The organism is Brevibacillus sp. IT-7CA2 (genome assembly GCF_949767855.1).
Classification (GTDB): domain Bacteria; phylum Bacillota; class Bacilli; order Brevibacillales; family Brevibacillaceae; genus Brevibacillus.
Window position 1 is genome coordinate 54,494 of record NZ_CATKQT010000052.1, and the last position, 13,666, is coordinate 68,159.

The window sequence follows — 13,666 nt, forward strand, 5'->3', positions numbered from 1 at the left end:
TGGATTTCTCATATGCTCGTCTTAAATTGTAAATCGTTTTACTTGTTCTGACAACTGCTCGGCCATTTTCGCAAGCGTTTCTGATGCTGCCGTCATTTCCTCAGACGTTGCTGTCTGTTCTTCAGACGCTGCTGCCACTTCCTGCGTATCTCTGGACGCTGTTTCCGCAAGTCCAGCTATTCTTTCGGAGTGACTCACCAATTGAACTGTATCGCGATGAATCGCTTGGGCTGCATCGTTCATACGATGTACTTGCTGGCTGACGTCTTGAACCGCCACCAATATTTGCTGGAAGCTGTCTCCTGCCTGCACCACTCCTTCGCGTCCATCCTGTATAGCGACGGCAGTCGTTCCCATTTCCGATACAGCCGCGAGAATATCTGTATGGATCGTATGAATCAAGCCTGCGATCTCTTCTGCAGCCTCACCCGATTGCTCAGCCAGCTTCCGTACCTCTTGGGCCACAACCGCAAAGCCGCGTCCCTGTTCCCCCGCCCGCGCAGCCTCGATGGCGGCATTCAAAGCCAATAGATTCGTCTGGTTGGATATTTGACGAATGATCGTGATGATTCCGATGATTTGCTCGGATTGAGAGCCAAGCTCGCGGATAACCTGCTCCGTTCGACGGGCATGATCCGTGATTTGATCCATTTCTTGTACGAGCTCATGCAGCTTGCCCTCCCCAACCTGTGCCAATCGATTCGCGTCTGTCGCGTCAGCATTTACTTGAGAGGTCGAGGCCGCAATGAGTTGGATATCTCCTCCGATGCGAGACAAAAAGCGTACTGTATCTGTCACGGTTTGTTTTTGTTGTTCGGAACCTGTAGCGATTTCCGAAGAAGCCATGGAAATCTGTTCGGAAGCACGGGCACTTTCTGTCGCACTCGCTGTTAATTCTTCCGAAGCTGCTGCGACCTGTTGGGCTACTCGCTGCACCTCGTTGACCATGCTGCGAAATACCCCCATCATCTCATTGTACATCGACGATAATTCCCCGAGCTCATCCCGGGAACGTACAGTCACATGCGAGGTCAAATCTCCTGTCTCTGCACGCTTCATTGCCGATACCAGCTCTTTTAGCGGTCGTACCAGCTTGTTGACAATAAAAATGCCTGTGACGAGCGCTAAGGTAGCACTCACCAGGTTGAGGAGAAACATCATCGGACGACTGCTCTCAATCGTCGTCAGCAAATCATTCTCGTAGCTGCCAATGACTAAAATCCACCCGTTTGGCAGCTGCTTATACGCCGCCACTTTGGTAGAGCCTCCAAATTCATATTCGATCCAGCCGTTTTTTTGAGCGAGCATGACTTGTGTGAATTCTTCATTCGCCAAAGAGGTATTCTCGACTTTCGGGTCTGGATGAAAGATGGCAATTCCACTCGCATCCAAGATATAGGCGTAGCCAACCATACCATTTGGCTTGTAGTAGTGTTCGGCCACTTCACGTGTTAGTTCGTTAATTTTCTGTCTGTTTCCCTCACTAATCGTTGTATCTTGAGCGTAAACAGTTAGCTCGCGTGCCTTCATTTCCGTTATGTATTGCAAGTCAGATACAGCCAGCTTGTATAGCGCGCTGCGTGCATTTTCAAATTGGATATAGCCGACGACCATTAATGGAAGCATGGTTAGGATGAGTATCGTAAACACCAGTTTGTAGCGAATAGAGTAGCGTCTGGCCAACATGAAAGTCCTCTCCTTATCGGATGATCCGAATTATAATAGTTCTTCAGGATTAGTACTACAGAATCATTCTACCATCCTCTTCCACAATTCACCACAAACTCCAATAAGAAACCCACTTTTGCTCAAATGAAAAAACCGCTTGGCTTCATCCAAACGGCTTTCATCCTTCGTTATTCGCGTACCAAACGCTTTACAATCGCAGCAATCGCTGTAGCAGCCTGCTTTGCCTCTTCCACCGTATTCGTAATCCCAAAGCTGAAACGAATCGCTGAATGAGCAATCTTCTCGTCCACATGCATCGCTATTAGCACGTGTGACAGTTCTAATGATCCGGATGTACAAGCTGAGCCACTCGCTGCTGCAATCTTGGCGATATCCAGATTCATCAGCATGGTTTCTGTATGAACACCCGGGAAGGACACATTTAAAATATGCGGCAATGCCTGCTCGCTATGTCCATTCAGGCAGTACGTAATTCCTGCTTCCTGCCAGACTGCGATCATCTCTGCTTTCATCTGCGCATACTTTTCAACCCGCTCGGCCATTTCCTCGCCAGCGACCTTTGTCGCTTCGGCAAACCCAACAATCCCGGCCAGGTTTTCCGTTCCCGCTCTGCGTTTGCGTTCTTGTGAACCGCCGTGCAAAATCGGGGAAAACGGAACCTTACGCGCTAAATACAAAGCGCCGACTCCTTTTGGACCATTAATTTTATGGGCGGATACCGAGAGCATATCAACAGGCAGCTCCCGTGCATGGATAGGAAGTACACCAAAAGCTTGCACGGCATCCGTATGAAAAACAATCCCTTTTTCACGCAGGAAGGTACCGATTTCCTCAATTGGCTGGATCGTTCCTACTTCGTTGTTCCCGTACATAATGGACACCAGTACCGTATCCGGGCGCACCGCTTGTTTCAGATCATCCAAGCAGACCATGCCTGCCTGGTCAACAGGCAAGTACGTCACTTCAAATCCTGCCTGCTCCAAAAATTCACAAGCATGCAAGACTGCATGGTGCTCGATTTGCGAAGTAATGACGTGACGACCACGTTCGCGCTGTGCCATTGCAGCGCCGATGATTGCCATATTGTCCGCTTCTGTCCCGCCACTCGTAAAGATGAGCGATTGCGGATCAGCATCCATAAAGTCGGCAATCGTGTCTCTCGCATGCTCCAACGCTTTTCGCGCTTCGCGACCTGCACCATGGACACTAGATGGATTCCCGTATACGTGAGTCAAATAGGGAGTCATAGCAGCAACTACCCGCGGATGTACAGGCGTAGTAGCTGCATGGTCAAAATACATTAGATCTGACACTGCTGTCACCTTCTACCAACTTATATTCTAGATATAAAACATATAATTATCGCCAGGACCATCGTCTTCAAAGCTGATTAAGTCCTGAAGGGATGTCGAATCCAGAACAGAAGAAATACTATCCCGAATGCGCAGCCATAAAAAACGCTTAGCCGGATCTTCTTCCTCTGCAAATTCCACAGGGCTGATCGGTCCTTCCAGCACGCGAATCACATCGCCAGCAGAAATCTCATCCGGCTGCTTTGCCAGAACGTAACCGCCATATGCGCCACGAATGCTTTTTACCAAACCCGCGTTGCGCAGAGGTGCAATCAATTGCTCCAAATAATGCTCGGACAAATCGTGTTTTTGGGCGATGCTCCGCAGTGAAGTCGGCCCTTCTCCGCAACGGTTGGCCAATTCCATCATGATCGTCAGCCCGTAACGTCCTTTCGTCGAAATCTTCACGTTAACAACTCTCCTCTTTGTATCGGTAATACGCGCCCGCCCCCTACATGTCCTCAGTATCGTGGGACACACTAACATCTTAGGGGGTGATATGCAGATGACAACGAACAAACGCTCGGAACGAGGTCGCAACCACCCGTCCGACACCTTGTACGAACAACCCGCAGGCACGATTGCTCACAAAGCCCGTTACGGTGCGAGTGAGCAGAGCAAACAACCGAATGAAAACGGTGATTTGCCCAATAAACCAGGCGGAAATGTCCGCACGTAAATGTTAGCTCCCCCTATTATTCGGGGGAGTTTTTCCTTGGCAATCCATGTCCATCCATCTTCTGTCTTTCTTCCTGGAAGCGGCGAATGTGACGCTCATAGCCGTGGTCCTTTGGCTGGTAGAACGAGTAGTTTACACCGTCAGGCAGATACTGTTGAGGTACATACCCATATGGATAGTTATGCGGATACAGATATCCCTGACCGTGTCCCAGCTTCGCAGCTCCCTTGTAAGCAGAATCTCGCAGATGAATCGGTACTTGCTTGTGACCATCCGTTCGGATACGATCCAACGCAGAATTAATTCCGTTGTAAGCGGCATTGCTTTTGGGGGCGGTTGCCAGGTATGTCGTCGCTTGTGCTAAAGGGATACGCCCTTCAGGCATTCCCACCAATTCTACCGCCTGAAAACAGGAAATCGCAACTGTGATCGCTTGCGGGTCAGCATTTCCGATGTCCTCTGAAGCCGAAATGACCAAACGGCGAGAAATGAAGCGCGGATCTTCTCCGGCATCGATCATTCTCGCTAGCCAGTAAAGAGCTGCGTCCGGATCAGAACCACGAATGGATTTAATAAAAGCGGAGATCGTGTCGTAATGGTTGTCCCCACTCTTATCGTAACGTACAGCCCTGCGCTGAATGGATTCTACGGCGACGTCCAACGTCACGGTAATTCGCCCATCCGCTCCTGGTTGCGTCGTTGTCACTGCCAGCTCCAATGCGTTCAGTAAACGTCTGGCATCCCCTTCCGCGTATTGAATCAAATGCTCTGCCGCTTCCGGTTCTACAGAAACAAATAGCTCCGCCAATCCGTTTTCTTCATCAGTAAGTGCCCGATCCATGACCTGCTTCAATTCCTCATGAGAAAGCGATTGAAGGGAAAACACTTGTGAACGCGACAAAAGCGCCGGATTCACCTCGAAAAAAGGATTCTCCGTCGTAGCGCCAATCAAAATGATCGTGCCTTCCTCTACATAAGGAAGAAGGGCGTCCTGTTGCGATTTGTTGAAGCGATGAATCTCGTCTACGAACAACGTTGTCCGCTGACTGTCCATGACGAGCCGCTCCTTTGCCGCATCCACCACTTTGCGGATGTCAGCGACACCGGCCGTTACGGCATTTAACTCGGAGAAATGCGTGCGTGTGGTCCGGGCAATGACTTTTGCCAGCGTTGTTTTCCCTGTACCTGGAGGTCCGTAAAAAATGACAGAGGACACTTGATCTGCTTCAATCGCGCGTCGGAGCAGCATTCCAGGAGCCAAAATATGCGATTGCCCGATTACATCCTGAATCGATTGTGGCCGCATCCGTGCAGCCAATGGCTTCTGTTTGCCGCCACCCTGCTGGTCGTAGGCAAACGTGAATAAATCATCCATGTTCCACTATCCTTTTACAGGCTGCCACTCCAAAATATCTCTTGCCACTACACTGGCCAAAATTAAACCAGCCACAGAAGGCACGAAAGCATTACTTGCTGGAGGCATCCGTACTTTGCTAATCGGTGAATTCGGGTTGGAAACGATCTGTTCGCGTACATCTACACGTACGGTTACGGGAATCTCACGGGAATATACAACTTTTACCCCTTTGTAGATACCGCTTTTCCGCAGCTCACGACGAATGACCTTTGCAATCGGATCATAACTCGTTTGGGAAATATCGGCAACCTCAAAACGGGTCGGGTCCATTTTGTTGGCCGCACCCATGCTAGAAATAATAGGGATATTGCGACGCTTCGCTTCTTTAATTACATGGAGCTTCGCGGACATGGTATCCATGGCATCCACGATGTAATCCAGTTCATGCTCAAACAGCTCATGCGCTGTTTCTTCATTATAGAACATATTGAGTGTTACGACCTCGCACTCTGGATTGATCGTCGCAATACGCTCCTTCATGAGCTCAGCCTTTTTTTGACCGACTGTGTTCAGCGTCGCATGGATTTGGCGGTTGATGTTCGTAATGTCTACTACATCCTTATCTACCAAAATGAGCTTGCCTACACCTGTACGCGCGAGTGCTTCTACTGTAAAGGAACCGACTCCACCAATTCCTAATACTGCAACGCGGCTATTTTTCATTTTTTCCAAACCTTCGGGACCGAAGGCCAATTCACAACGAGAAAATTGATGAAGCATATTTCGTGTCACCTTTCATTCGCAAGCGAGATTATTGTGGTAGTTTCACACTTACTTATAGTCAATCGGAAAAGTAGGATTGAAGTAGAAAAAAGGAGCCCCATTATGTCGTGTTACTCCTTAGTTTTGAACCTGCTCATCGCAGGTGGGTGTCTTGCCGAACTGTTACAGACGTCCACTCTAAGGAGGCATGCCTTTACAATCACGGACGAAAAACTCCCTAAACAAACTTTGTGGCTCAAAACTATCGGATGTCACGAGCATCGCAGGGCTTTCATCATAGTATTACCAATGTATCAAAGAGCAATGCAGTTGCGCAAGTCGATTACGCTTCCACCTTTTCTTCTTCTGTGACAATTGTTGCAATGGACAGCTCTTTCAATTGTTTTTCGTCTACTACATCTGGAGCATTTACCATCAGGTCGCTCGCACTTGCTGTTTTCGGGAATGCGATGACTTCACGCAGGTTAGTACGGCCAGCCAAAAGCATGATCAGGCGGTCCAAGCCAAGAGCAATTCCACCGTGTGGAGGTGTACCGTATTCGAATGCATCCATGAGGAAGCCGAATTGTTTACGCGCCTCTTCTAGTGTAAAGCCAAGTGTGGTAAACATTTTTTCTTGCACGTCGCGCTTGAAGATCCGCATGGAACCTCCGCCGAGCTCGTATCCGTTGAGAACCATGTCGTACGCTTGTGCGCGCATTTGACCTGGATCGGTGTCGAACAGGTGCAGGTCTTCGTCTTTTGGACGTGTGAACGGATGGTGCAGGGCAACGTAGCGTTTTGCATCCTCATCCCACTCAACCAGCGGGAAGTCTACCACCCAAAGGAATGCAAACTGGCTTTGGTCAATCAGACCGAGTTCAGCACCCAACTTGGAACGAAGAGCACCCAGTGCATCTGCTACTACTTTTGGTTTGTCAGCAACGAACAGGAGCAAGTCGCCTTCTTCTACCGCCAAGCGTGCTTTCATCTCGTTAAGTTCTTCTTCTTTAAAGAACTTCGCAATTGGTCCTTTGACTTCGCCGTCTTTGAAGCCGATCCAAGCCAAGCCTTTTGCGCCATAACGGGAAGCGAATTTGCCCAGGTCATCTGCTTCTTTTCGGGAGTAGTGTCCGCAGCCTTTTGCGTTGATCGCTTTTACTTGTCCGCCGCCAGCTACAGCTGCTGCAAACACCTTGAAGTCGCTTGTCGCAACCAGATCAGATACGTCTGTCAGCTCCATGCCGAAACGTACGTCTGGTTTGTCAGAACCGTAACGCGCCATTGCATCCGCATACGTGAGACGAGGGAATGGAGTCGGTACGTCTACGCCAACCGTTTGCTTGAATACGTGAGCAACCATCTTTTCCATCATTGGCAGGATTTCTTCCATAGACAGGAAAGAGGTTTCAATGTCCACTTGGGTAAATTCAGGCTGACGGTCAGCACGCAGGTCTTCGTCACGGAAGCAACGAGCGATTTGGTAATAGCGCTCCAAACCGGATACCATCAAAAGCTGTTTGAACAGCTGTGGCGATTGCGGCAGTGCGTAGAACTCGCCTGGATGTACACGGGAAGGCACGAGGTAGTCACGTGCGCCCTCGGGAGTGCTCTTTTGGAGAATTGGTGTCTCTACTTCCACGAAGTTGTTCTCATCCAAGTAGTCACGGAATGCTTTCGCTGCTTTGCTGCGCAAAATCAGGGAGCGCTGCATTTCAGGACGACGCAAGTCCAAGTAGCGGTATTTCAGACGAACTTGTTCATCTACATCGATCTCGTCTTCAATCAGGAACGGAGGCGTTTTTGCATCGTTCAAGATTTCGATTTCAGAGATGTGCACTTCTACTTCGCCGGTTTTCAGCTTCGGATTGATTGCTTCTGGTGCACGGTTTACAACTTTCCCTTTTACAACCAGTACGTATTCGCTGCGAACCTTGTCAGCCGCTTCCCAAGCTTCTTTGTTGTACTCTGGGTTGAATACGATTTGGACGATGCCAGTGCGGTCACGGAAGTCAATGAAGATGACGCCTCCGAGGTCGCGACGCTTTTGTACCCATCCATTCAGTACGACTTCTTGCCCAACGTGTGCTGTTGTTACTTCTCCACCATGTACGGTGCGATATTGCCAAGACATGATCATTTCCCCCAACAATTTGTTTTATGGATTTACTTTTGCAGCGAGTACCGAAACGAGTTCCTCGCGTTTCACTTCTTGTTGCTCGCCTGTTGCCATTTCTTTTAGAACAAACGTGCCATTCGCTAATTCAGACTCACCGATGATCGCCGTAAAACGAGCCTGTAGACGATCTGCTTGCTTCAGCTGTGCTTTCATTTTCCGATCCAGATAATCCAGCTCAGCCGCAATCCCTGCTTGGCGCAGTTGGTCGACGAGTACGAAAGCTGTTGTTTTCGCTTCTGGTGTCTGCACCACTACGAAGCAGTCGATGCCACCCGAGATCGGCAGTTGAACACCTTGCTTTTCCAGAGCCAACAGCAGACGCTCGATACTGAGCGCGAAGCCGATGCCCGGCATATCGTCGCCGCCCAGCTCTGCAACCAGTCCGTTGTAGCGCCCACCGCCACAAAGCGTTTCTACCGCACCGATCTCTGCCATTTTGATTTCAAATGCGGTCAGCGTGTAGTAGTCCAAGCCGCGAACCAGACGCGGATTCACATGAAACGGAATATCCAGCGCGGTCAAATAGTTTTGTACGGCTTCGAAGTGAGCCGCTGATTCTTCGCTCAAGTAGTCCAAAATGGACGGAGCGTCCATCGTCAATGTTTTGCATTTTTCATTTTTGCAATCGAGCACGCGCAGCGGATTGCGATCAATACGAGATTGGCAATCCTCGCACAACTCGGAGCGAACACCGTTCAAATGTGCGAGCAAATGCTCACGGTGACGCGCCCGGTCTTCTACCGTACCTACGCTGTTCAATTCCACAGACAGTCCAGTCAATCCGAGCTCCTGATACAGACGAATCGCAAGGCCAATGACTTCTGCATCGATCGCTGGATCGCTTGAACCGATCGCTTCTGCACCGAATTGGACGAATTGGCGATAGCGGCCTGCTTGCGGACGCTCGTGACGGAACATCGGTCCCAGATAGTACAGCTTGGTAGGCTGATTAGGCACACCGTACAGCTTGTTTTCCACGTAGGAACGAACAACACCCGCTGTCCCTTCTGGACGCAGCGTGAGAGCATCCGTACTGCGCGGATTGGCTACACTGTACATTTCTTTTTCCACGATGTCAGTCGTCTCGCCAACTCCCCGTTGGAACAACTCTGTGCTCTCAAACAGCGGCGTGCGAATTTCCGCGTAATTGGAGCGGCGACACAGATCGCGGGCCTTGGCCTCCACGTAGTGCCACAGCTCTACAGTACCAGGCATGATATCCTGCGTACCGCGTGGGATCTGGATTCTTGTCATTCCTCTCGAACCTCCATGTCTTTTCAAAAACTCGGGCTAAAGCCAAACCTTCAGGATCAAGGAACTTTTATTTATGACCAAATAAAAAAGTCCCTCGTCTCCTGACATTTAGCAAATCGCCGCATGTCAGGGACGAGAGACTGGTTATACTCCCGTGGTGCCACCCTGTTTGAATAGCCCTACATCATAAAAAGGCTATCCCACTTATTAGCCGTTAACGCCGGCACACGCCTGCCAGTTACTGGGGAAAGAGATTTCTTTCAGCCGTTCACTGCGGTCTTCAGGGATGTCATTCACCAAGCCGTTATACGAAAGCACTCTCAGCCACGGCGCTTTCTCTCTGGGTATCCGGTTCCTAGATACTTGTTCCCGTCATCAGATCATTTCTTATTCAATAAAAAAGCTTAATGTGAATCATAGCAAACCCGCCAACAGCCGTCAACAGGCGCTCAAATAAAACTTTTTTTATTAATAACAAGTATATCCATCGCTTACTTGCCAGATACCTGTCCAGCCGTTCTCGCACCCGAATAGATTTCATCCAAATCACGGAGCTTGTTTTCAACCAGAACCTTGTACGTGTCATTGTATGTTTTCGGGTCCTTCGGATTCGGAAAGCGCGTCAGCTTTCCGCTTCCTGGAGCCATCAGCTTGGATACTGCACCACATCCGAGACCAAGGATGGTTTGTACCTCTTCCATGATCATGATGTTGTAGATGCTCTCCTGCCCTGGCTTGGCATATCCGACATTCTCCAGATTTCCCAAAATGTTTTTCTGCCGATACAAATAGTACGGGTCATAGCCGTTCGCCGCTGTCCACTCGGAGGCCATCTCCATCATTTTGCTGATCTCATCCCGACTGGCGACCTTGTAGCGGTCTTTGTTCTGCGTCATTTCTGATGCTCTTTTAAAAGACAGCGTATGCACCGTCAGCGAGGCAGGCATTAGCTTTTCTACCTCTTGGAGGCTGTGCGCCAGCTCGGCTACGCCTTCGTTTGGCAGCCCGATGATCAGGTCCATATTAATATTAGTCAAGCCCATCTCCATAGCCAGATGGTATTTCTCAATCGTCTCTTCGACGGTGTGATGACGTCCGATTGCCTGGAGCGTCTCCTGCGTGAACGACTGTGGATTAATGCTGATCCGATCGACTTCCCACTGCTTCATCACATCAAGTTTTTCGCGTGTGATCGTGTCGGGTCTTCCCGCCTCAACCGTCAGCTCGCGCACATCTCCCATGTGTGGAAATGAGCGATGCATCGTCTCAAACAGCTGATTCATATCATCCGCGGTAATACTTGTTGGGGTTCCGCCACCGAAATAAATGGACGTGATCCGTTGGTCATTCGCGCGAAGCCACTCTCCCATCCGTTCCATCTCGTAATGGAGACCTTCGAGAAACGGATTAACCGAAGCCGTATGACTGCGAATCGCGTAAGCAGGAAACGTACAGTACGCACACTTCGTCGGACAGAATGGGATGCCAATATACACAGACAGTTCGCGATCAATTTGATACAAATCAGGCACGACGTAGAGCTGCTTGTCTACGATTTCTTGTAAAAGCTTTAGCTTGTATGGACGCAAAATCACATCCTGCTGCAATCTCTTGTGTGCTTCCTGTCTGTCTACACCAGCGGCGTTCAACTGATGCAGCAGTTTCGTCGGGCGTATCCCGGTCAAAATACCCCAGCCTTGCTCCATGCCCGTGTATTCTTCCAGCATCAATAACAGCGCATAGCAAAGAGCTTGCTTGGCCGTCTTTTTCATCGCTTTTTCATCACGTGCTACGTAGTCTCGCTCCACCTGATGGGAAATGCTTCGTTTGCCATCGTATAGCTCTCCCGAAGCTACGACTCCATTTTCATGCACGGTCAATGCCAGCTTGATTTTCAAATCAGCCTCACCTGTCCACTCGGGCACAAAAGTGAGCGCTGGATCTTCATAAAATAACGCGAGAATTAAGGAGAGTTCCCGCTCGAATGCGTGTCCCTCACATATGATCTGTATCATGGAGTTCACCTGCTTTTTTCAAAAATGCCACTCCTCATCATAGCCGACGAGAATTACTCGGGTCAACTAGACAAGTTGTGGCATCGTGTGCAAGGTGGCAAATACGGTCATGTCCGTTTTTGCCGAGGATGTTGGATATCCCGCAAGCCTGGATGAAAATCTTGTGCCATTTCCGCATTTTGTAGTGACGTTTCTTTCTCCAAATCGTCTTGAAAATCAACAGACAAAAACTGCCGATTCAATCCTTGCGCGAATGTTTCCTTCTTTGACTGTCTCACGATGAATTCCTCCTGAAAAGCTGCGTGCGCTAGCATCTAGTAAAATCTAGTATTGCCTTGCCAGATGAAAAGCAATCAGGGAACTCATGCAGAACTTTGTCGTTTTTTGCAGGAAAAAGCAGGAGAAATAGCGAAGTGATTATTTTGGTAAAAACATGCAAGAGAGCAATGAATTCAAAAAGCTACGTATTTCGGAAAGGATGTCTATCGTGTTTGTTCGTCAAAAGATCCTGAGGAGTCTCCTGACTGTCGTCTGTGCCATTTCCCTCCCCGTTTCTGCTGCTTGGGCCGCCGGTTCTGTTCAGGTCACCGTGGACAAGCTCAACGTCCGTTCAGGTCCTAGTCTCCAAGACGCTATCGTCACTACACTGCCGAACAAAGCTACGCTACCCGTCATCTCCACCAAAAATGACTGGATTCAGGTAAAGCTTCCGAACGGTCAAAACGGTTGGGTAGCGAACTGGCTCGTCAGCACACAGCAACAACAACAGAAACCAGCAACTGCATCTGCCAAGCACGTGGAGAGCACCACAACGAATCTCAATGTTCGTTCTGGACCCGGTCAGACATATGCAGTCGTACAAACAATCAATCCAGGTACGCGCTACCCCATCGTGCAACAGAGTGGCGAATGGTTCCAAATTCAACTCAACGCAGGAACAAAAGGCTGGGTCGCAAACTGGCTTGTAAAAGAAGTAGGTGCGGGACAAGCAGTTTCTCCTCCTCCTACTGGTAGTACACCCCCACCAACCAATCCTGCGGGCACAGGATCACAACCGAAGCCTCCTGCCGTACAAGGAGCCAGTCTAACCTTGGATTTCGCTCCGTACGTATACGCCACGCCAGATGCGAGTACACCTGCTATCGGTCAACTACATGCGGGCGAGAAAATCACGGTCTTGAACAGACAAAATGGTTGGATTCAATTTCCATACGACGGAGTCAACGCTTGGCTCTCCACCGATCAAACCAACCCGGACACAGGTCAACCGACTCTGCCCGAAAATGGAAACGGAAGCACGCAACCTCAGACTGGACAACCATCTTCTTCAAGTCAAACCGCCACAGTAAAAACGGACGGATTGAATCTGCGCAGTGAACCGAACACAACCAGTGCCATTCAAGCTATACTTCCAGTCGGAAGCAAGCTGACTGTTTTGGAAAAACAAGGAGACTGGTACCGCATCAACACAGCGGCCGGAATAACTGGCTGGGTGGCTGGCTGGCACATTACGGTGAACCAACCAAGCATGCCTACTCCGAGTGGCCCATACGTAACGATCATGAATCCAGATACCAATGTTCGTTCTGGTCCGAGTACCGATCACAATGTTATCAAACAGGTACAGCCTGGCGAGAAATACGGGATTGCCAATAAATCAGGCGAGTGGTTCCAAGTAAACTTCCCTGACGGCACCACAGGCTACATTGCTGGCTGGCTCGTTTCTGCTAATGGTGCACAAGCTGTAGTACGCAGTAATGATCTTGCCGGCAAAGTCATCGTCGTCGATGCTGGTCATGGTGGTACAGATGGTGGTTCGACTGGCTCTAGCTTCTCTACTTTAGAGAAAACAGTCAATCTGCAAGTATCTATGCTCCTGCGAAACAAGTTAGAAGCAGCAGGTGCCAAAGTCATCATGACACGGGCTGATGATCGCAAGCTGACCCTGCAACAGCGCGTCGACATCGCGATTCAAAATCAGGCTGATATTTTTGTCAGCGTCCATCATAATACGCATCCAAACTCAGCAACGAATGGCTCGATTATTTTCTACTACAGTCAAGGTAACTCTAGCAAGCTCGCCTCCCTGGTTCAAACGGAACTAGTGAAAGCGACGAGCTACAAGGATATGAACTATCGTTACGGAAACTATTTCGTTCTACGCGAAAACCCGGTGCCATCCATTTTGGCCGAGATCTCCTTCTTATCCAACTACAACGATGAGATTCGCGCACGTTCCGAGAAACAGCAGGATCTTGCAGCGGAAGGTCTGTTCAAAGGGATTGTCCAGTACTTTAATACACAAAGCAATCAGGGAGGCTGATCCCTCTCTTACAAACCCCCCCATGCGAAAGAAGCTGCTCTCTCGTATGGGGGGTT

The 13,666-nt window shown here is 49.5% G+C and carries 11 protein-coding genes and 1 other RNA gene; 2 read left to right on the forward strand and 10 right to left on the reverse strand.

Going from position 1 to position 13,666, the window contains the following annotated elements; genetic code table 11:
• Positions 1-21: 21 nt before the first annotated feature.
• The 3 genes from ACM6JA_RS25945 to cymR all read right to left on the reverse strand — a co-directional run bounded on the left by ACM6JA_RS25945 (position 22) and on the right by cymR (position 3,449).
• Complete coding sequence (locus tag ACM6JA_RS25945; RefSeq protein ID WP_414854706.1) at positions 22-1,686, reverse strand: methyl-accepting chemotaxis protein; 1,665 nt, start codon at positions 1,684-1,686, stop codon at positions 22-24.
• A gap of 170 nt (positions 1,687-1,856) precedes the next feature.
• A complete protein-coding gene (locus ACM6JA_RS25950) occupies positions 1,857-3,002 on the reverse strand; it encodes a cysteine desulfurase family protein (protein ID WP_414854707.1) in 1,146 nt (381 codons plus the stop codon).
• A gap of 27 nt (positions 3,003-3,029) precedes the next feature.
• A complete protein-coding gene (gene cymR / locus ACM6JA_RS25955) occupies positions 3,030-3,449 on the reverse strand; it encodes a cysteine metabolism transcriptional regulator CymR (protein WP_414854708.1) in 420 nt (139 codons plus the stop codon).
• 97 nt (positions 3,450-3,546) lie between these two features.
• On the opposite strand from cymR, the gene ACM6JA_RS25960 reads away from it, so the two are divergent.
• On the forward strand, positions 3,547-3,720 hold the full coding sequence (locus ACM6JA_RS25960; RefSeq protein WP_007717607.1) for a hypothetical protein: 174 nt from the start codon (positions 3,547-3,549) through the stop codon (positions 3,718-3,720).
• Between the two features lie 16 nt (positions 3,721-3,736).
• Here ACM6JA_RS25960 and ACM6JA_RS25965 read toward each other — a convergent pair whose 3' ends face one another.
• The 7 genes from ACM6JA_RS25965 to ACM6JA_RS25995 all read right to left on the reverse strand — a co-directional run bounded on the left by ACM6JA_RS25965 (position 3,737) and on the right by ACM6JA_RS25995 (position 11,565).
• Positions 3,737-5,095: a replication-associated recombination protein A gene (locus tag ACM6JA_RS25965; protein ID WP_414854709.1), complete on the reverse strand. Its 1,359-nt coding sequence runs from the start codon at positions 5,093-5,095 to the stop codon at positions 3,737-3,739.
• Positions 5,096-5,101: 6 nt separating this feature from the next.
• Entirely contained in the window at positions 5,102-5,857 is a 756-nt protein-coding gene (locus ACM6JA_RS25970; protein WP_173618892.1) for a ThiF family adenylyltransferase, read from the reverse strand.
• Between the two features lie 93 nt (positions 5,858-5,950).
• Positions 5,951-6,132: non-coding RNA, 6S RNA (gene ssrS, locus ACM6JA_RS25975), on the reverse strand.
• A 50-nt stretch (positions 6,133-6,182) separates the two neighbouring features.
• Complete coding sequence (gene aspS / locus ACM6JA_RS25980) at positions 6,183-7,973, reverse strand: aspartate--tRNA ligase (RefSeq protein ID WP_007717595.1); 1,791 nt, start codon at positions 7,971-7,973, stop codon at positions 6,183-6,185.
• Positions 7,974-7,997: 24 nt separating this feature from the next.
• A complete protein-coding gene (hisS, locus tag ACM6JA_RS25985; RefSeq protein ID WP_414854710.1) occupies positions 7,998-9,272 on the reverse strand; it encodes a histidine--tRNA ligase in 1,275 nt (424 codons plus the stop codon).
• 491 nt (positions 9,273-9,763) lie between these two features.
• Positions 9,764-11,287, reverse strand: coding sequence for a coproporphyrinogen III oxidase (locus ACM6JA_RS25990; RefSeq protein WP_414854711.1), 1,524 nt, complete (start codon positions 11,285-11,287; stop codon positions 9,764-9,766).
• Positions 11,288-11,394: 107 nt separating this feature from the next.
• The gene (locus ACM6JA_RS25995; RefSeq protein WP_016739239.1) at positions 11,395-11,565 is read right to left on the reverse strand and encodes a hypothetical protein; all 171 of its coding nucleotides are present in this window, start codon (positions 11,563-11,565) and stop codon (positions 11,395-11,397) included.
• 155 nt (positions 11,566-11,720) lie between these two features.
• Between ACM6JA_RS25995 and ACM6JA_RS26000 the strand changes: the two genes are divergently transcribed.
• Positions 11,721-13,610, forward strand: a complete 1,890-nt coding sequence (locus ACM6JA_RS26000) for an SH3 domain-containing protein (protein ID WP_414854712.1) — start codon at positions 11,721-11,723, stop codon at positions 13,608-13,610.
• The last annotated feature ends 56 nt before the right edge of the window (positions 13,611-13,666 follow it).

Bases quoted from the DNA above. Each gene is read 5' to 3' on its own strand.
- ACM6JA_RS25945 (WP_414854706.1), bottom strand. From the start codon at position 1,686: ATGTTGGCCAGACGCTACTCTATTCGCTACAAACTGGTGTTTACGATA.
- ACM6JA_RS25960 (WP_007717607.1), top strand. From the start codon at position 3,547: ATGACAACGAACAAACGCTCGGAACGAGGTCGCAACCACCCGTCCGAC.
- ACM6JA_RS25965 (WP_414854709.1), bottom strand. From the start codon at position 5,095: ATGGATGATTTATTCACGTTTGCCTACGACCAGCAGGGTGGCGGCAAA.
- ACM6JA_RS25970 (WP_173618892.1), bottom strand. From the start codon at position 5,857: ATGCTTCATCAATTTTCTCGTTGTGAATTGGCCTTCGGTCCCGAAGGT.
- aspS (WP_007717595.1), bottom strand. From the start codon at position 7,973: ATGTCTTGGCAATATCGCACCGTACATGGTGGAGAAGTAACAACAGCA.
- hisS (WP_414854710.1), bottom strand. From the start codon at position 9,272: ATGACAAGAATCCAGATCCCACGCGGTACGCAGGATATCATGCCTGGT.
- ACM6JA_RS25990 (WP_414854711.1), bottom strand. From the start codon at position 11,287: ATGATACAGATCATATGTGAGGGACACGCATTCGAGCGGGAACTCTCC.
- ACM6JA_RS26000 (WP_414854712.1), top strand. From the start codon at position 11,721: ATGCAAGAGAGCAATGAATTCAAAAAGCTACGTATTTCGGAAAGGATG.